Origin of the sequence: Streptomyces sp. JJ66 (genome assembly GCF_019303495.1) — a bacterium.
Lineage (GTDB): Bacteria > Actinomycetota > Actinomycetes > Streptomycetales > Streptomycetaceae > Streptomyces.
This window is the reverse complement of sequence record NZ_JAEVFI010000005.1, coordinates 275127-293034: the sequence shown is the minus strand read 5'-3', so window position 1 is coordinate 293034 and position 17908 is coordinate 275127. Positions and strand designations below refer to the sequence as shown.

General features: G+C 72.2%; 15 protein-coding genes. 7 read left to right on the top strand and 8 right to left on the bottom strand.

Annotation, left to right across the window (positions count from 1 at the left end; all coding sequences use genetic code 11):
- The first annotated feature begins 114 nt into the window (after positions 1–114).
- From thiS to JJV70_RS06085, 4 genes are all read left to right on the top strand, one after another.
- Positions 115–315 carry a sulfur carrier protein ThiS gene (gene thiS, locus JJV70_RS06100; RefSeq protein WP_219046664.1) on the top strand — a complete coding sequence of 67 codons (201 nt, stop codon included), beginning with the start codon at positions 115–117 and terminating at the stop codon, positions 313–315.
- A 2-nt stretch (positions 316–317) separates the two neighbouring features.
- Positions 318–1226, top strand: coding sequence for a thiazole synthase (locus JJV70_RS06095; RefSeq protein ID WP_306823406.1), 909 nt, complete (start codon positions 318–320; stop codon positions 1224–1226).
- A gap of 221 nt (positions 1227–1447) precedes the next feature.
- Entirely contained in the window at positions 1448–3391 is a 1944-nt protein-coding gene (pknB, locus tag JJV70_RS06090; RefSeq protein WP_374227252.1) for a Stk1 family PASTA domain-containing Ser/Thr kinase, read from the top strand.
- Positions 3392–3840: 449 nt separating this feature from the next.
- Complete coding sequence (locus JJV70_RS06085; RefSeq protein ID WP_306823405.1) at positions 3841–4734, top strand: transglycosylase SLT domain-containing protein; 894 nt, start codon at positions 3841–3843, stop codon at positions 4732–4734.
- A 127-nt stretch (positions 4735–4861) separates the two neighbouring features.
- Here the strand turns inward: JJV70_RS06085 and JJV70_RS06080 are convergent, their stop codons facing one another.
- Entirely contained in the window at positions 4862–5485 is a 624-nt protein-coding gene (locus tag JJV70_RS06080; protein ID WP_219046663.1) for a sulfite oxidase-like oxidoreductase, read from the bottom strand.
- Between the two features lie 164 nt (positions 5486–5649).
- Between JJV70_RS06080 and bfr the strand changes: the two genes are divergently transcribed.
- Positions 5650–6138 carry a bacterioferritin gene (gene bfr, locus JJV70_RS06075; protein WP_219046662.1) on the top strand — a complete coding sequence of 163 codons (489 nt, stop codon included), beginning with the start codon at positions 5650–5652 and terminating at the stop codon, positions 6136–6138.
- 61 nt (positions 6139–6199) lie between these two features.
- On the opposite strand, the gene JJV70_RS06070 is transcribed toward bfr, so the two are convergent.
- The 4 genes from JJV70_RS06070 to JJV70_RS06055 all read right to left on the bottom strand — a co-directional run bounded on the left by JJV70_RS06070 (position 6200) and on the right by JJV70_RS06055 (position 11245).
- Positions 6200–6568 (bottom strand): bacterioferritin-associated ferredoxin, encoded by a 369-nt coding sequence (locus JJV70_RS06070; protein ID WP_219046661.1) that lies wholly within the window; start codon positions 6566–6568, stop codon positions 6200–6202.
- A 182-nt stretch (positions 6569–6750) separates the two neighbouring features.
- A complete protein-coding gene (locus JJV70_RS06065) occupies positions 6751–8103 on the bottom strand; it encodes a class II 3-deoxy-7-phosphoheptulonate synthase (protein WP_219046660.1) in 1353 nt (450 codons plus the stop codon).
- Positions 8104–8294: 191 nt separating this feature from the next.
- Positions 8295–10514, bottom strand: coding sequence for an NADP-dependent isocitrate dehydrogenase (locus tag JJV70_RS06060; protein ID WP_219046659.1), 2220 nt, complete (start codon positions 10512–10514; stop codon positions 8295–8297).
- A gap of 305 nt (positions 10515–10819) precedes the next feature.
- Complete coding sequence (locus JJV70_RS06055; protein WP_308294693.1) at positions 10820–11245, bottom strand: ATP-binding protein; 426 nt, start codon at positions 11243–11245, stop codon at positions 10820–10822.
- Between the two features lie 72 nt (positions 11246–11317).
- Between JJV70_RS06055 and JJV70_RS06050 the strand changes: the two genes are divergently transcribed.
- Both JJV70_RS06050 and JJV70_RS06045 read left to right on the top strand, forming a co-directional pair.
- Positions 11318–12160, top strand: coding sequence for a helix-turn-helix transcriptional regulator (locus JJV70_RS06050; protein ID WP_219046658.1), 843 nt, complete (start codon positions 11318–11320; stop codon positions 12158–12160).
- Positions 12126–12410, top strand: a complete 285-nt coding sequence (locus tag JJV70_RS06045; protein ID WP_219046657.1) for a DUF397 domain-containing protein — start codon at positions 12126–12128, stop codon at positions 12408–12410. Before JJV70_RS06050 ends, JJV70_RS06045 begins: the two co-directional genes overlap by 35 nt.
- A gap of 383 nt (positions 12411–12793) precedes the next feature.
- Here JJV70_RS06045 and JJV70_RS06040 read toward each other — a convergent pair whose 3' ends face one another.
- The 3 genes from JJV70_RS06040 to JJV70_RS06030 form a co-directional block, all read right to left on the bottom strand.
- Complete coding sequence (locus tag JJV70_RS06040) at positions 12794–14584, bottom strand: nickel transporter (protein WP_257573437.1); 1791 nt, start codon at positions 14582–14584, stop codon at positions 12794–12796.
- Positions 14581–15951: a tetratricopeptide repeat protein gene (locus JJV70_RS06035; RefSeq protein WP_257573436.1), complete on the bottom strand. Its 1371-nt coding sequence runs from the start codon at positions 15949–15951 to the stop codon at positions 14581–14583. The genes JJV70_RS06040 and JJV70_RS06035 overlap by 4 nt, the downstream gene beginning before the upstream one ends.
- 209 nt (positions 15952–16160) lie before the next feature.
- Complete coding sequence (locus tag JJV70_RS06030; RefSeq protein WP_219046656.1) at positions 16161–17846, bottom strand: DUF4331 domain-containing protein; 1686 nt, start codon at positions 17844–17846, stop codon at positions 16161–16163.
- Positions 17847–17908: the final 62 nt, after the last annotated feature.

Genomic DNA, 17908 nt, shown 5'->3' with positions numbered 1-17908 from the left:
GGGCGCCGGGCCGCGCGCGGGCGCGTCGCCGCGCGCGAGCACCCCGCCCCACCCGGGCGGCGGCGCCTCCGGCCCGGCGTCCGCGTCCGCCCCGGCCCCACAGGAGCTTCCCGCATGAACATCCGCGTCAACGGTGAGCGCCGCGAGGCGCCGGACGGGCTGACGCTGGACGCCCTCGTCGCCACCCTGACCTCCGCGCCCGCGGGCGTCGCCGCCGCCGTCAATGAGACGGTCGTGCCGCGCGGCCGCTGGGCCGACACCCCACTCGGCGAAGGTGACCGGGTGGAGGTCCTGACCGCAGTCCAAGGAGGCTGATCATGCCGGACCCCGCGACGCTGCCCGCCGGGCGGCCAGCCGCCGGAACACTGGACGCCCCGCACCCCGAGCCGGACGCCCCGTCCGCCGAGCCGGACGCCCCGCACCCCGAGCCCGGTCCCGCCGACCCCTTGCGCATCGGTGACCTCACCCTCACCTCGCGGCTGATCATGGGCACCGGCGGGGCCCCCAGCCTGGACGTGCTGGAGCGGGCGCTGACCGCCTCCGGCACCGAGCTGACCACCGTCGCGATGCGGCGCGTCGATCCGGGCACGCACGGCTCGGTGCTCTCCGTGCTCGACCGGCTCGGCATCCGCACCCTGCCCAACACCGCAGGGTGTTTCACCGCGGGCGAGGCGGTGCTCACCGCGCGCCTGGCCCGGGAGGCGCTGGGCACGAGCCTGGTGAAAGTGGAGGTCATCGCCGACGAGCGCACCCTCCTGCCCGATCCGGTGGAGACGCTCGACGCCGCCGAGACCCTGGTGGACGACGGTTTCACCGTCCTGCCCTACACCAACGACGACCCGGTGCTCGCCCGCAAGCTGGAGGACGTCGGCTGCGCGGCGATCATGCCGCTCGGCTCGCCCATCGGCTCCGGCCTGGGCATCCGCAACCCGCACAACTTCCAGCTCATCACCGAGCGGGCCGGTGTCCCCGTCATCCTCGACGCGGGGGCGGGCACGGCCTCCGATGTGGCACTGGCGATGGAGCTGGGCTGCGCGGCCGTCATGCTCGCCTCGGCGGTGACGCGGGCGCAGGACCCGGAGCTGATGGCCCACGCCATGCGGCACGCCACACAGGCCGGTCGCCTGGCCCACCGCGCGGGCCGCATCCCGCGCCGTCACTTCGCCCTGGCGTCCTCGCCGCAGGAGGGTGTCGCCGAACTGGACCCGGAGCGCCCGGCGTTCTGACCCGCCGCGCCGGTGGGTAGCCGCCGCACCGGCGGGCAGCCGCCGCCGCGCCGGAGCGTGGCCGTCGCCGGCTCTGCGGGCGGCCACCGCGTCTGTGGGTGGCCGCGTACTGCGCGGAGGGTAGCCGTCTGGCGGCCGTGAGCGTTCACCCGGTCACCGTTCTGCTGCAGTACGGCAGCATTCCGGCGGGCCGGTACGGCGCGGCTCGTAGACTCGCCTGCGTGGATACGACCCTTCAGGACCCGATGATCGGGTACGTGCTCGACGACCGGTACCGCGTGGAGGCGCGGATCGCGGCCGGCGGCATGGCGACGGTCTACCGGGCCGTGGACACCCGGCTGGACCGCGTGCTCGCCCTGAAGGTGATGCACCCCTCCCTCGCGCACGACGCCTCGTTCACCGAGCGCTTCATCCGCGAGGCCCGGTCCGTCGCCCGGCTCGACCACCCGAACGTGGTCAGCGTCTTCGACCAGGGCAAGGACGGCCCGTACGTCTACCTGGCGATGGAGTACGTCGCCGGGTGCACGCTGCGGGACGTGCTGGCGCGGCGCGGCGCGCTCCAGCCGCGCGCGGCGCTGGACATCCTCGAACCGGTGCTGGCCGGGCTCGGCGCCGCGCACCGGGCGGGCCTGGTGCACCGGGATATGAAGCCGGAGAACGTACTCATCGGCGACGACGGCCGGGTGAAGGTGGCCGACTTCGGCCTGGTCCGCGCGGTGGACGCGCAAACCTCGCTGTCTACGACGTCGGTCATGGGCACCGTCTCCTACCTCGCGCCGGAGCACATCGAGCACGGCGTGGCCGACACCACGGCCGATGTCTACGCCTGCGGCGTGATGCTCTACGAGATGCTGACCGGCGCCAAGCCACACCCCGGCACCACGCCCGCGCAGGTGCTCTACCAGCACCTGCGCGAGGACGTGCCGCCGCCGTCGGCCGCCGTCCCCGGGCTGGCGCCCGCGCTGGACCAGCTGGTCGCGCGCGGTGCCGCCCGCGACCGCGCCGCCCGCCCGGCGGACGCCGCGCTCCTGCTGGCCGAGCTGCACGCCGTCCGCGCCGCGCTCAGCGACGCGGAGCTGGACGCGCTGCCGCCCGGCGCCCGTCCCGACGCATACCCCGGAGCGCCCGGACGCGCGGGCGAGGAGGCGACGGCGGTCCTGCCCCGCGTCCCGGCGACCGCGCCGGAAGCCCCCGACGCGCTGAACCGCACCAGCGTGCTGCCGCCGGTGCCGCCCGCCGACCCGGCGCCGCTGCCCGCCGACACCGGGCGGCGCGGCGCCCGCACCCGCGCCCGCCGCTCCCCGGTCCTGCTCGTCGGTCTCGTCCTGCTCCTGCTCCTCGGCGTCGGCTCCGGCGTCTGGTACATCAACTCCGGGCAGTTCACCCGCACCCCCAGCGTGCTGCGGCTGCCGCAGGCGGAGGCCGAGCGGTCGCTCGCCGAGGCGGGCCTGCGCGTCCAGGTGGAGCGCGCGTTCAGCCAGACCATCGACCGGGGCCTGGTCGTCCGCACCGATCCCGAGCCCGGCGAGCGCGTCCGCAACAACGGCACGGTGACGCTCACGGTCTCCCAGGGTCCCGAGGTCGTCGCCGTCCCGGATCTGGCGGGCGTGCCCCTTGAGGACGCCCGGGAACAGCTCACCGAGGCGGGCCTGGAGCCGACGACGGTCACCCGCGAGTTCGACGACACCGTGGAGCGCGGCGCGGTCGTCTCCACCGACCCCCGCGCCGGTACGGAGCACCGCCCCGGCACCGGAGTGGAGCTGACCGTCTCCAAGGGCCAGCCCGTCAACGTGCCGGACGTCACCGGCGCCGACCGCGAGGACGCGCGCCAGGTGCTGGAGGAAGCGGGCTTCACGGTCCGCTTCGCCGACGAGCGCGTCCACTCCGAGCTGGACGCCGGGGCCGTGACCGCCCAGTCCCCGGCCGCGGGCACGACGGTGGCCCGTGGCGACGCGGTCACCCTCACGATCTCCAAAGGGCCTGAGATGGTGACCGTCCCCGATGTCGTGGGACAGGGCGAGGACGCGGCCGTCGAGGCGCTGGAAGCGGCGGGCTTCGAGGTGACGGTGCGGCGCATCTTCTTCACCGGCGAGGTTTTCAACCAGTCCGTGGACGGCGGCGAACGCGCCCCGAAGGGCTCCGAGATCACCATCTGGGTGCGCTGACCCCGCAGGGAGGCGCCGTCAAGGCGGGCTGACGTCGGCCCGCCTTGACGGCGCCTCCCTGCGTTGGCTGGGGGGTGGGCAGACAGCGGCGACGTCGCTCCCGGGGTTCCGGTTCCGGGAGGGACGGGACCGGGGCAGCGGGGGTGCACGGCGGGTTCACGCCGCGTGCGAACGCAATGGCCGAGCGTTGCGCAAACCCGGGGCGGCTGTGATCCGCCGCATAGGAGCCACGTCACTTACGACCGGCCTTAGTGGACATGTCGCCCATGATGGGCGCCCAGTGAGGCCGCAACCGGGGGAAGCTTCCACGAAGCTCCGTAGTACGTCACACCTTTGCCAGCGCGATTTTCGGCCGCTAACAATGCTTCACGTCGCAAGGCAGCCGTGGACGTGAACGGCTCCGCGCCGCTCAGGCCTGCGACTCAGCGATCTGGAAGGTTCCATCCCGCATGCCCAGCATCAAGCCGGAATCCAAGATTTCGACCGAGCTCCGCATGATCCCGGAGCACCTCCGTAACGAGCTTCCCGGCTACCTCCGGGAGCTTCAGGCCAACCTCGCCAAGGTCAAGAACGTCCCCGGCCAGCTGCGACAGGCCCCCGCCCACCTGCGCGAGGTTCCCAGCCACCTGCGTGACGTTCCGGCCCTCGCCCGGAACCTCACCCGCGACCAGCGCCACTCCGCGGTCGCGATATCCGGCGCCGCCGCAGCCGCCGTCGCCCTGACCCTGGTGCCCACCAGCAGCTCCGCGCAGGACAGCGCGGTCGTCGCCGACGGCCCGGCGAACAGCGCGGTGCTGTCGCAGGGTGTGCACGGCCAGCTGGACGAGGTGCGCGAGCAGCAGGAGCACGCCGCCGCCGGAGCCGAGAAGGCCGCCGAGGCGAAGGCCCAGGAGCGCGAGAAGCAGGCCGCCGCCGACCGCAGCAAGCGCCAGGCCGCGCCGAAGAAGGCCGAGCAGGCCCCGAAGGCCGCGAAGAAGGCTCCGGCGAAGGCCACGAAGGCCGCCGAGGCCCCCCAGCAGTATCCGAACAACCTGGACGGCTGGATTCGTGAGGCCATGTCCATCATGGACAAGCACGACATCCCGGGCTCCTACGACCGCATCAAGTGGAACATCATGCGCGAGTCCAGCGGTGACCCGAACGCCATCAACAACTGGGACATCAACGCCCGCAACGGCGTGCCCTCCATCGGCCTGCTCCAGGTGATCAAGCCGACCTTCGACGCCTACCACGTCGAGGGGACCGCGCACGACCAGTACGACCCGGTGGCCAACATCGTCGCGGCCTGCAACTACGCCGCCGACCGCTACGGCTCCATCGACCACGTGTGGAGCGCGTACTGAGCCACCTGCTGGCCCGGTACCCATCCGACCCTGCGACCCTGGGCCGGATGAGCACTTCCCAGCGCCACCAGCACCCGCGCGCGGCGTCCGGTTCCACCGGGCGCCGCGCGCGGCGTCCAAGCCGGGTCTACAGCTCCGGGCCCTCCCCCGGCTTCTCCTGGTAGGAGTAGCGCTGCTCGTGCCACGGGTCGCCCAGGTTGTGGTAGCCGCGCTCCTCCCAGAAACCGCGCCGGTCGGCGGTCAGGTACTCCACCCCGCGCACCCACTTCGGCCCCTTCCAGGCGTACAGGTGCGGCACGACCAGGCGGACGGGGAAGCCGTGCTCGGCGGTCAGCAGCTCCCCGGCGCGGTGGGTGGCGAACAGCGTGTGCGCGGCCTGGAAGTCCGTCAGGCGCAGGTTGGCGCTGTAGCCGTACTCGGCCCACACCATCACGTGCGTGACATCGGGCGCGGGCGGGGCCAGGTCGAGGACGGTACGCGCGCGGACGCCGCCCCACTCGACGCCGAGCATGCTGAACTTCGTCACGCAGTGCAGGTCGGCGGTGACCGTCTCGTACGGGAGCGCGGAGAACTCCTCGTGCGTCCAGCAGCGCTTGTCGCCGTCGGCGGTGGCTCCGAAGACGCGGAACTCCCAGCGCTCGGGCCGGAACTTCGGCACGGGCCCGTAGTGCGTCACCGGCCAGCCGCGCTGGAGCCGCTGTCCCGGTGGGAGCTGAGCGTCCTGTGCTGCGCGGCTCTCCGGCTGACCCATGTCTCCATGGTGACAGACCGGCTCCGCCGCGCTGGCCACACCCCCGACCAGCCCCCGGGATTCGGGCAATTCGGTAAGCCTTCACTTACTGGACGCATCGCCCGCGCGGTGCGAGGATGCGGCGCACCACTGACCGATCTTCGCGCTGGAAGGAGCCCTTCGGCATGCAGGGCGACCCCGAGGTTATCGAGTTCCTCAACGAGCAGCTGACCGCCGAGCTGACGGCGATCAACCAGTACTTCCTGCACGCCAAGCTGCAGGAGCACAAGGGCTGGACGAAGCTGGCCGCCTATACGCGCGCCGAGTCGTTCGACGAGATGAAGCACGCCGAGCGGCTCACCGACCGCATCCTGTTCCTGGAGGGCTTGCCGAACTACCAGCGGCTCTTCCACGTCCGCGTCGGGCAGTCGATCACCGAGATGTTCCAGGCGGACCGCCAGATCGAGGTCGAGGCCATCGACCGGCTGCGGCGCGGCATCGAGGTCATGCGTACCAAGGGCGACATCACCTCGGCGAACATCTTCGAGGACATCCTCGCGGACGAGGAGCACCACATCGACTATCTGGACACGCAGCTGGAGCTGATCGAGAAGATCGGCGAGTCGCTGTACATCGCCCAGCAGATCGAGCAGGTTTCCCCCGACGAGGCGTGAGCCGCGCGACGATGACGACGAGGACTGCGACCCGGCCGTGTGTCGGCGCGCGGGGTGCCGCTCAGGCGGCCTCGCGGGCCTGCCGCAGCACCGGCCCCATCGCCACGGCGGACGTGAGGACGGCGGCGGGAAGCGGCCCGGCGGCCGGAGCGGCCACGGGCGGAGCGGCCACAGGCGCGGCCGGGGCAGCGGCGGCGGAGACGTCGGCGGTGCGGGCCGGGGCGGCGGCGAGGGCGGGGACGCCCTGGTCCACCAGCTCCCGGCGCGGGCAGGCGCCACGGCCGAGGATGCCCTGGATGCGGCGGACGCACGAGCCGCAGTCCGTGCCCGCCTTGCAGGCTGAGGCGATCTGCCGGGGGGTGCACGCCCCGGCGTCCGCGTGCTGACGCACCTGCTGTTCGGTGACACCGAAGCACGAGCAGACGTACACGCGTTCACCTCCGCACGGGGGCCGTAGATCAATAAGGTTAACCTAACCTTACCCTCCGCTGGGGGTGCGGAAAAGACTGGTGGGGCGCGGATCGATGTGACCCGCGCCCCACAGCGCTGCGTACGGTGATCGCCACCGGGCGGGTCAGCCCCGCACTGACCGGCTGACCCGCCAGGACGGCATCACTGGTGCCGGTACATCTCCGCCACCAGGAAGGCCAGGTCCAGGGACTGGCTGCGGTTGAGCCTCGGGTCGCACGCCGTCTCGTAGCGCTGGTGCAGGTCGTCCACGAAGATCTCGTCGCCGCCGCCCACGCACTCGGTGACGTCGTCGCCCGTCAGCTCCATGTGGATGCCGCCGGGGTGCGTGCCCAGCGCCTTGTGCACCTCGAAGAAGCCCTTGACCTCGTCCAGCACGTCGTCGAAGCGGCGCGTCTTGTGGCCGGAGGCGGCCTCGAAGGTGTTGCCGTGCATCGGGTCGCTCACCCAGGCCACCTGGGCGCCGGAGGCCGTCACCTTCTCCACCAGGGTGGGCAGCCGGTCGCGCACCTTGTCCGCGCCCATGCGGGCGATGAACGTCAGGCGGCCGGGCTCGCGCTCCGGGTCCAGCTTCTCGATCAGCGCGAGCGCGTCCTCAGGCGTCGTCGTCGGGCCGAGCTTGACGCCGATCGGGTTGCGGATCTTCGACGCGAACTCGATGTGCGCCCCGTCCAGCTGGCGGGTGCGCTCACCGATCCACACCATGTGCCCGGAGACGTCGTACAGCTGGCCGGTGCGGGAGTCCACGCGGGTGAGCGCGGCCTCGTAGTCCAGCAGCAGCGCCTCGTGGGAGGCGTAGAACTCCACCGTGCGGAACTCCTCCGGGTCCACCCCGCAGGCGTGCATGAAGTTCATCGCGCGGTCGATCTCGCGGGCCACGGCCTCGTAGCGCTGCCCGGACGGCGAGCTCTTGACGAAGTCCTGGTTCCAGGCGTGCACCTGGCGCAGGTCGGCGTAGCCGCCGGTGGTGAAGGCGCGCACCAGGTTCAGCGTGGAGGCCGACGCCTGGTACATGCGCTTGAGCCGCTGCGGGTCCGGGGTGCGGGCCTCGGGGGTGAACTCGAACCCGTTGACCGAGTCACCCCGGTAGGTGGGCAGCGTCACACCGTCGCGCGTCTCCGTCGGCTTGGAGCGCGGCTTGCTGTACTGACCGGCGATCCGCCCGACCTTGACGACGGGCACCGAGCCCGCGTACGTCAGCACCGCGCCCATCTGGAGCAGCGTCTTCAGCTTGTTGCGGATGTGCTCGGCGGACACCGCGTCGAACGCCTCGGCGCAGTCGCCGCCCTGGAGCAGGAACGCCTCACCCCGCGCGACGGCAGCCAGCCGCTCCTTGAGCTGGTCGCACTCACCGGCGAAGACCAGCGGAGGATAGGACTCCAGCTCGGCGATCACATCGCGCAGAGCCTTGGCGTCCGGGTAGTCAGGCTGCTGCGCCGCGGGAAGGTCTCGCCAGGTGTCGGCGATGGGGGTGCTGCTCTCAGCGTTCACGGTCACGGCACCCAGAGTACGGTGTGCGCCGCGCCCTCCCCGCCGGGTGCCCGCTGGCTGAGACAGCCTGTCCCGGCCGCGGACACGGGTCCGCCCCGGCGGGCCGGGGCCTGCCGGGGCGGGGTCCGCGCAGCCGCGCGGGGCCGGGTCAGCGCGGCGCGCCGGGCCGGGTCAGCGCGGGGCCGCGCCGGGCCGCGTCAGCCGAGTGCGGACAACGCGGTGTTCAGCGTCTGCGACGGGCGCATGACGGTGGACGCCTTGGCGTCGTCCGGGTGGTAGTAGCCGCCGATGTCGGCCGGGGAGCCCTGCACCGCGACCAGCTCGTCCACGATCGCCTGCTCCTGCTCGGCCAGCGTGCGGGCGAGCCCGGAGAACGCCTCGGCGAGCTGGGCATCGGCCGTCTGCTGGGCCAGCTCCCGGGCCCAGTACAGGGCGAGGTAGAAGTGGCTGCCCCGGTTGTCGATCCCGCCGAGCTTGCGCGAGGGCGACTTGTTCTCGTCCAGGAACGTGGCTGTCGCCCGGTCGAGGGTGTCGGCCAGGATCTGGGCGCGGGCGTTGTCCGTCGTCTGCGCCAGGTGCTCGAAGCTGACGGCCAGCGCCAGGAACTCACCCAGGCTGTCCCAGCGCAGGTAGTTCTCCTTCACCAGCTGCTGGACGTGCTTGGGGGCCGAGCCGCCCGCGCCCGTCTCGAACAGGCCGCCGCCGTTGATCAGCGGGACGACGGAGAGCATCTTGGCGCTGGTGCCCAGCTCCAGGATCGGGAACAGGTCGGTGAGGTAGTCGCGCAGCACGTTGCCGGTGACGGAGATGGTGTTCTCGCCACGCCGGATGCGCTCCAGCGAGAAGGCGATCGCGTCGACCGGCTTCATGATCTCGATGCGCAGGCCCTCGGTGTCGTGCTCCGGGAGGTACTGCCTGACCTTCCCGATCAGGTTCGCGTCGTGTGCGCGGCCCTCGTCCAGCCAGAACACGGCCGGGTCACCGGTGGCGCGGGCGCGGGTGACGGCGAGCTTGACCCAGTCCCGCACGGGGACGTCCTTGGTCTGGCACATGCGCCAGATGTCGCCCTCGCTGACGGTGTGCTCCAGCACACAGGCGCCCGAGTCGTCGGTGACGCGGACGGTGCCGGTGACCGGGATCTCGAACGTCTTGTCGTGGCTGCCGTACTCCTCGGCCTTCTGCGCCATCAGGCCGACGTTGGGCACCGAGCCCATGGTGGCCGGGTCGTAGGCGCCGTTGGCCCGGCAGTCGTCCACGACGACCTGGTAGATGCCCGCGTAGCTGCTGTCCGGGATGACGGCCAGCGTGTCGTGCTCGTCGCCGTCCGGACCCCACATGTGGCCGGAGGTGCGGATCATCGCGGGCATCGACGCGTCCACGATGACGTCGCTGGGCACGTGCAGGTTGGTGATGCCCCGGTCGGAGTCCACCATGGCCAGCTCAGGCCCCTCGGCCAGCTCGGCCTCGAAGGACTCCTTGATCTGCTGGCCCTCGGGCAGGTCCTCCAGCCCCTTGAGGATGCCGCCGAGTCCGTCGTTCGGCGTCAGCCCGGCCTTGGCCAGCGTCTCCCCGTGGGCGGCGAACGTCTTGGGGAAGAACGCGCGCACGACGTGACCGAAGATGATCGGGTCCGAGACCTTCATCATCGTGGCCTTCAGGTGCACCGAGAACAGCACCCCCTCGGCCTTCGCCCGGGCCACCTGCTCGGTCAGGAACTCGCGCAGCACGGCGACGCGCAGCACGGCGGCGTCCACGATCTCGCCCGCCTGCACCGGTACCGACTCACGCAGCACGGTGGTGGAACCGTCGTCACCGTGCAGCTCGATGCGCAGCGCACCGGCGTCCTTGATGACCGCCGACTTCTCGGTGGAGCGGAAGTCGTCACCGCTCATGTGCGCGACGTTGGTCTTGGAGTCGGCCGACCACGCGCCCATGCGGTGCGGGTGCTTGCGGGCGTAGTTCTTCACCGACGCCGGGGCGCGGCGGTCGGAGTTGCCCTCGCGCAGCACCGGGTTGACGGCGCTGCCCTTGACCTTGTCGTAGCGGGCGCGGATCTCGCGCTCCTCGTCGGTCTTCGGCTCGTCCGGGTAGGCGGGCAGCGCGTAGCCCTGCTCCCGCAGCTCGGCGATCGCGGCCTTCAGCTGCGGGATCGACGCCGAGATGTTCGGCAGCTTGATGATGTTCGCCTGCGGGGTCTTCGCCAGCTCACCGAGCGCCGCGAGCGCGTCCTCGATGCGCTGCTCCTCGGTGAGGTACTCGGGGAAGCTGGCGATGATCCGTCCGGCGAGGGAGATGTCGCGGGTCTCCACCCGGACCCCGGCCGTCGCGGCGTACGCCCGGACCACCGGCAGCAGCGAGTACGTCGCCAGCGCCGGGGCCTCGTCGGTGTGCGTGTAGATGATGGTCGAGTCTGTCACCGGGTGCTCTCCGCTCCACGTCTGCAACATTGCTCGACATCAAGATATCTCGCGCCCGGACGTCCGTCGAAGGCGCATCCGGTTCCGGGCCGCCCGCGCCCGCCGAAGCGCCCCGGGCCTCCCCTGCTCCGGCCGGGGCGGGGCCGGAGACGCGGCCGGGGCGGGGCCGTCCACCGCGCACCCGGCACGCAAGGCGGCTGGCAGAAGCCGCATACTCACGGGTAGCGGTCCCGGGGGACGCGTCACGGGGGCAAGGGCACCGCCCCCGTATACGCATCCCCGACGTGGCCCGCGCCACGCGGCGCCTACCCCACCACGCCCCTCACCCCCTTGCCGCACTCGAACCACACCGTCTTGCCTTCGGCCCCGGGGGTCACGCCGTGCCGGTCGGTGACGAGGGCGACGATCGCCAGGCCGCGCCCGGTCTCATCCTCAGCTCCCGCCTCCCGCGCCACCGGGTGCGCGGCCTCGCGGTCGTGCACCTCCACCCGCACCCCCTGGTGCAGCTTGACGACGGTCACCCGGCACCAGCGGTCCGCGACGTGCCGGTGCACGTTCGTCAGCAGTTCGCTCACGGCCAGCTCCACGGCGTCCCGCACGTCGGCCATGCCCCACGTCCGCAGGTACGTCCGCACGATGCGCCGCACATGACGCGGTGAATGATCACCAACCGTCAGCTCCATCCGGTACTGCTGCGGCGGGAAGTCGAAGTATTCGAGAATCACGTTCACATACCGAGATTGCCCCGACTCCACTACCCTGGGCTACGGCGTGAACACAACTCCCAAACGGGGTGAGTCCGTATGCCCAACATCAAGCGCCTCGACCCAGGCGCCTCCCCACTCCACTACTTCGGCTCCGAACTCCGCCGCCTGCGCGAGGAAGCCGGCCTGACCCTCGACCAACTCGGCGCCATCGTCTTCCTCACCGGCTCCATGATCGGCCAGGTGGAGACAGCGACGAAGACCCCCAAGTCCGAACACGTCCCCCGCTTCGACGCGGCCCTGGGCGCGGACGGCGCCCTGATCCGACTCTGGGAACTGGTCGAGCGGAGCAGGCTGCCCATCAAGCTGCAACAAGTTGCCGAGCTAGAGGCAAACGCCAAGCGCATCTTGGCCTTCCAGCCAATCCTCGTTCCCGGCTTGCTGCAAACCGAGGCGTACGCCCACGCCGTGCTGTCCGTCATGCATGAGGAAGACCTGCAGAGCCGGATTGAAGGACGCCTACGGCGTCAGCACATCCTGGGCAAGGAGGAACCGCCCCTGTGCTGGATGATTCTCGGCGAAGGCGTTCTTCGTCAGGAGGTTGGCGGAAAGGAGACGATGCGGACCCAACTGAGCCACCTGTTGAGTTTTCAGAAGCGTCGCAACGTGCACATTCAAGTCCTGCCGTTCACCGCTGGCATGCATGCTGGCGGCATGGGAGCCTTCACTCTCTTCACCTACGACGACCAGCCGGACCTGGTGTACTCCGAGGTGTACGGCGAGGGTTTGGCAACCATCGATCCAGTCAAGTGCAGAGACCGCTTCCTTCGCTACGATCTTTTGCAGGCGGCTGGCTTGCCGCCCGACAAGTCGGCGGAGTTCATCTCCCACATCATGGAGCAGCGCTATGGACCTGGCCCCGAAGGCGACGATCTGGCGTAAGTCCAGCTACAGCGACGACGAGAGCGGCGAATGCGTCGAGTGCGCAGCAATCCACGGCGCCGAGTGGCGGAAGTCGAGCCACAGCGGTGATGACGGCGGCGCATGCGTCGAGGTGGCGGACCTCCCCCACCGGATCGCCGTCCGAGACTCCAAGCGCCCGGACGGCCCGGCGTTCACCGTCTCCCCCGCCGCCTTCACCGCCTTCACCCGCGCCACCGCAGACGCAGCACTACACCCCCACACCCGCTGAACATGACCGTCGAACCGCTCCCAGCCTGGGTAACCCCGCCACCCCGGGGCTTCACAGCCGAACACCCATCAGCACACCAAGCTAGGGCAGCTATGGGCGTTTTGCCGGAGTCAGCGCAAGTGAATGAAAACGCGAACTCCCCGGGATAAACCCCCAGGTCACGCCCTCTGCTCCCCGCACACGCGGGGATGGCCCCCTGTGCGCCTGGGGCTGTTCGTCTGTGTCCGGCTGCTCCCCGCACACGCGGGGATGGCCCCCTCCGCACGGCTGTCGGCGCGGTGGGGGTGACCTGCTCCCCGCACACGCGGGGATGGTCCCTTGTGCTGATCACAGCGCAGGCCCGCGACGCCTGTTCTCGCGTGCGGGGGTTGTGGCGCCGCTCGTTACCAGGGGGTGGTGAGGGCGCGGAGGGTGAGGGCTAGGCCCACGAGGACGACGAAAGCGGCGGTGAGGGGGGCGCCGAGTCGGCTCACGCGGCGCACGAAGCCGGTCTGGGGCAGGCGGGTGCTCCACGTGGTCACCGCGTGGTCCCGGAAGCGGACGAGCAGCACGCCTGCGGCGGTGAGGGTGGCGGCCATGCCGACGCCGTAGCCGAGGACGAGCAGGACGCCGAACGGGGTACGGCCGAGCGCGACGGCGCCGAGCAGCACGACGAGCGCGGAGGGGCTGGGCACCAGGCCGCCCGCGATGCCGATGCCGATGAGCCCACGGCGGCCGGTGCCTTGGCGGCTCTCCTCGGGGGCGGCGGATGGGGTGTGGGCCGCCGCGTCCGGTCGCGCCGGGGGCTCCGGCTGCTCGGTGAGCACCGCGACCGTGGAGGGTGCTGCGGCCGGTGCGACCGGCTTGCGGCTGTGCGGCACGGGCAGGGAGGTGGAGGGCGCGTGCTCGTGGGGGTGAGAGTGTGGGCGGGTGTCCGGGCTCGGGTGCTCGTGGGCGGGGTGAGCGCCGTGCCCGGGGTGGTGAGGGTGGTGCCTGTCCTCGTGCCCTTGGTGGTGGCCGTCTTTGGGCTTGTGACGGCCGTGGTGGTGCCCGGGACCGTGGTGGTGCTCGTGACGCCCGTGGCCGTGGTGACCGTGCCCGGGGGCGTGGTGATGGTGGTGGTCCACGGTGTGGCCGCGGAGGGCGGCGCGGAGCAGGCTGAGGCCGATGACCGTCACCAGCGCGCCGCTGACCAGGGTCAGCCAGCCGAGTACGGTCTCTCCCGCCACCGTCGTGACGAGGGGGAGCAGCAGGCCGACGACGAGGACGCCCGCGGTGTGGGTGAGGGTCACCGTCGCGCCGACCGTGACGGCGTCGCGGACCCGGCCCTGGCGTCCGGCCAGGTAGGCGGCCATGATCGTCTTCCCGTGCCCCGGCAGCACGGCGTGCGAGGCGCCGAGCACCACGGCGAGCGTGAGTGCCAGCAGGCCGATGGGCACGGTCAGTTCGCGTTCGCCCACCAGGCCGGTGAACCGGTCGCTGAGCGCGGCGAACGCGGAGCTGAAGGGGCCGGCCGACGCGACGGTCGGAGCGGTGCCAGGGGCGCCGCTGGCCGAGGCGCCCGGGGTCGTGCGGAGTTCGGCTGTGCGGAGGTCCAGCGGTTCGGCGAGCAGGTCGTCGGGGTACTGCCGCAGCTCGTCGGTGAGGGACGTGGCCGGAGCGGTGGAGTCGGTGAGGGTGACGCCGTCGCCGGTGGCCGTCAGCTCGTGCCAGCCGATGCGCGGCGCGGAGTGGGTGTCGGTGACCGAGACCTGGGCCGGGGCGGCGAGGTCCGCCGGGGTTCGCAGTGCGCACTCCAGTCGGCTGGTGCGCAGGCCCGCCTCGCCGGGCCGGTAGCTGAAGGAGCTGTCCGCCACGCGGGTGGGGCGCCGCTCGCCGTTGACGGTGACGTGGAGGTCGCGGGCGCGGGCGGCGCACTGTCCGGTGGCGTACCGCGTGCGTTCGGCGGCGCTGACGGTGCCGTCGCCGTCGGCGTCCACCGTGCCGCGTTCCTGGGCTGCCGCGATCTCCGCGCTGTCCACCACGAGCGTGGTTTCGACGCCTTCCGGGTGCGCGCGCAGGCCGAGGTAGTGGTTGACGGTGAAGTTGCCCAGCGGGTGGGCGGTAGCGGGCCAGGCGGTGGCGAGCGTGCCTGCGCACAGCGCGGCGAGCAGCGCGCACACCACGGACAGGCGGCGGTGGTGGCCGGTTGTCATGAGGCGGGGCCGATCTCGTCGAGGGCCGCGCGGGCGCGCGGGGCGTGCAGCGGGTGGAAGTGCGGGTCGATGGCGAGCGCGCGGGTGAGGTCGTCGCGGGCGGCGGCGTTGTTCCCGTTCGCGCGGTGGATCATGCCTCGGTGGTAGTGGAACAGTGCGCTGCGCGTGCCCAGTTCGAGGGCACGGTCGGACCAGGCGAGGGCTTCGGCGGAGCGTCCGGCACGGTGCAGGGCCCAGGCGTAGGCGTCCAGCGAGGTGAGGAACGGCCGCTGCCCGGCGGCTTCGCGGCCCAACTCCAGCGCTTGCTGGACGTCGCCGTGGTCGGCCTCGAACAAGACGGCTTCCGCTTCCGGGGCCACCCCGGCCGAGCGGAACAGACGCGTCGTGGTGCGGAACAGCGCGTACTGCTCCCCGGCCTCCTCGGTGCGCCCCAGCGACTCCAGCAGTTCACCGAAAGCCAGCAGCGACGCGGGCTGCGGGACACGGGCGAGCGCCGCGCGGTAGTCGGCGACCGCCTGCTTCTCGTGGCCCAGCGCGGCGTGGGCGCGGGCGCGCGCGGTGAGCAGCGTCGGCTCGTCGGGGGCGGAGCGCAGGCCGCGTTCGGCGTGCGCGAGCGCGTCCCGGGGGCGGCCGTCGTCCAGGGCGAGCACGGCCAGGAGGTGTCGGGTGAAGACCGCGTCGTGTCCGCTGGCGGCGGCGTCCAGGGCGCGGCGCATCAGCGTGCTCGCCCGCTCGGTGTCGCCGCGCAGTTCCCAGGTGTAGGAGGCGCGGGCCAGGGACGGGGTGGCGGGCTGGAGGTTGACCATCGTCTGGACGGCTTCGAACGCCTCGTCGTACCGGCCGAGCTGGAGGTAGGCGTCGGACAGCACGCCGTAGGAGGGGGCGTGGTGGGGGTTGGCGTGGACGGCGTCGCGCGCGTGGTCCAGCGCGGTGGCGAAGTCGTGCCGGGCGGCGGCGAGCGCGCCGAGGCCCATGGCGGTCAGGTGGTCGTCCGCGCCGGCCAGCTTCCGGGAGCGCTGGAGCGCCTGTTCGGCCTTGGCGTAGAACTGCGGATCGGCGGTGGCCTGGGCGCGCTGGACGTAGCGGATGCCGAGTTCGGCCCAGCCGGTGTGGTCGGACGGCAGGCGGCGCAGACGTTCCTGGAGCGCGCGGATCGCGGCGTCACCGGCCTCCCCGGGGCCGCCGTCTGCCCTCCGGTCGCCCGGAGCGCCGTCGCCGGACGGGCCGGAGACCGGCGTCTGGGCGCCCCCGGGCGGCAGCAGGACGGCACCGGCGGCGAACAGTGCCGACGCCAGGCCCAGCACGCAGGCGGTCAGCGCGAGCCGGGGGCGGGGCAGGCGCCGGGAGCGCCGGAGCCAGTCTTTCAAGGGTCGGCCCTTCGTTTCGGGTGTGGTGCTCGCACCGCAGGCGAGGACGCGCACGTCAGCGCGGCACCGGCGGCACGTGGCACCTGCCGCGCACGGCAGGTGCGCCGGAGCGGGGCGGGCGCCGCCCGGAGCCGCGGCCCGGGACGGGCCGGGGTCAAGCAGGACGTGACTGCTCGGGCCCGGCCCGCCAACCGGTCACCGTGGGCGGCTCAGTGGCGGTCGGAGCCGGTTCCGGTCCGCTCGCCGGTCCGCTCGCCGGTCCGCTCGCCGGTCCGCTCGCTGGTGCGGTCCCGCCACATCCGCCGGCCGCCGAAGCCGAGCAGGGCCACACCAGCCACCGCCAGACCCGCGGGGACGGCGGGGGTCAGCGCCCGCTGGGCGTGCGCGGGGGTGTTCGCCGCGTTCGCCTCGGCACCCGGCGCGTCGGCACCCGGCGCGGACGACTTCAGCGCGCGGCCGTCCGGCGTCGAGCCGTGGAAGGGCAGCGCGACGTAGGGGAACCGCTTGCCGAACCGGACGTCGTTGCGGTCAACCTTGTCGCCCTCGGCCAGCGCCTCGACCAGTTCACCGGTCTGCGCCGCGCCTTCGACGGCCTGGAGCGCGATGTCGATGACGTCGTCGGCCAGGCGGCGGCCGTTCGGCCAGCCCTGGAGGTCCCCGGCGAGGACGCCCAGGCGCTGCGGGTGCTTGGTCACCGGTACGCCCATGTTCAGCCGCAGCTCCTCGGCCGGGACGATCTCATCCCGCCCGGCGTCGCGGTTGAGCCGGTGCGAGTTGAGGTCGGCGTCGATCGGGCCGCACTCGGTGCAGATACCGGTGAGGAAGATCTCGAACAGGTCCTCGCGCGGCGTGGGCGGTGCGGGGATGCCGTAGACCTGCTCGATCAGCCGGGCCAGGATCGGGTCGAGGACCGCGTCCACGACCGGCTGGACCGTGCGGTCCTGGAACGGCTCCAGCGTGTTGAACGCGTCCTTGAACTTCAGCGGGACGACGACCTCGTTGACCAGCGGGTTGCCCAGCCGCGAGACCTGACGCCACTCATCGGAGCCCTTACCGGTGACGTCGGCACCCTTGCGGTCGGTGGTGGACCACACGCCGATAACCGGGTTGCGCTTGACGCTGCCGTTCAGCGCCAGCGCCTTCTTGGGCACCTGGAGGGCGACGGTGTTGACGTTGTACCCGGCGAAGGTGTCCTTGCCGCGCTTGCTCAGGTCGCCACCGTAAAGGAGGTCGAACACGCGCAGGTCGGCGAAGAACGCGTCCTCGGCCTGTCCGGCGAAGCTGCGGACATCGCCCGCGGCGTCCACGACCGCTTCGTCCCGCAGGGCGGCGTAGTTGGGCATGGAGGCGTCGCCGACGCGGGACGGCGCGACGGGCGCCTCGCGCAACAGCGTGTGCTTCCTTCCCCGGTCGTCGGTGACGGTCAGGTCGTACGTCTGCCGGATGTTCAGATCCGGGTCGTCCAGGGACGTCACCGGGCCGGTGTTGTACAGGAACTGGCCCGCGGCGTCGCGGATGTCGGTGCGGAACTTCCAGGTGTAGGTGAGGTCGGCGCGGCCGTCCCCGTTGCGGTCGATCTTGATGTTGTAGCGGGCCTGGTCGCCGTCCGCGAACTGGTAGAAGTTCGGGCCGCCGTCCGGCTCCTCGAAGGGAATCCAGTTCGCGACGAAGGTCACGGTGTCCGGCTGGTCGGGGCTGGTGAACGCGTACAGGTCCGTGTTGTCCGCGCGGGGGTCACCGGCGATCAGCGGCGCCTCGCGGTGGCTGGACGCCGAGCTGACGCCGGGGGCGAGCCCGGCGCTGGCGACGGACGCCGCCAGCGCGGTCGCGCCCAGCCCGGCCAGCGAGCGCCCGGCCAGGCGGCTGCGGTGGGTACGGCGGGTCTTCCTGGTCAAGCGGTCCTCATCTCCCGGTGGCCGCCTGCCGGTTCCACGCAAGGACGGGCCCGGCCTCCAGC